The organism is Vibrio sp. 704, from assembly GCF_033339295.1.
Window position 1 is genome coordinate 1 of the sequence record NZ_JAWOUH010000807.1, and the last position, 567, is coordinate 567.

General features: G+C 47.1%; 2 pseudogenes. Both read right to left on the reverse strand.

The window, feature by feature from the left end:
• Positions 1–310, reverse strand: a pseudogene (locus R7R24_RS29240) (hypothetical protein); the annotation flags it as partial.
• 14 nt (positions 311–324) lie between these two features.
• Positions 325–498: pseudogene (locus tag R7R24_RS29245) on the reverse strand (short chain dehydrogenase); the annotation flags it as partial.
• Positions 499–567: the final 69 nt, after the last annotated feature.

Genomic DNA, 567 nt, shown 5'->3' on the forward strand with positions numbered 1-567 from the left:
CGAGTAAAGATTTGGCTTCTTTGGCGAGTGATAGTGCACCTAAGCCACCTTGAGCACCAGCCAGCGATGCTTTATTGATTGCCAGCCAAACAGTGAGTTCGGGATTGCCGGGTTCTCTGTCGAGATAAATACTGGTTTTGGCAATCGCACGATGGAAGCATTGTTCCTTTTCGTCACCGTCAGGCGTGCTGTACTGACATTCCGCCCATTTCTTTTGAACCTGTTGCAGTGGAGCATTACCTGCCAACGCAGCGGTCGAAGCTAACGTTGAACAAACCGTCAAAGCGCAAAGTAGTTGTTTGGTATTCATCGTCCATGTCCTCTTCAATGACTGACTCGGTTTACGTATTGGTGAATGGTTTCTTTTTGCTTACGAATCGCAGAAGAAACCACGCTTGGAAGCAGTTGATTGATGCGTGCAAAAAGCTTTTCTGGCCAACCAATCCACTTCGCGGAAATTTCTTTTTCCAACATGATGACAACGTGATCGTTAACAACAGATCGGAAGAGCAAACGCCTCACTTTTTGTCGATCCGGCGCCCTTCGGATCTGTAGCTAAAGAGTGAA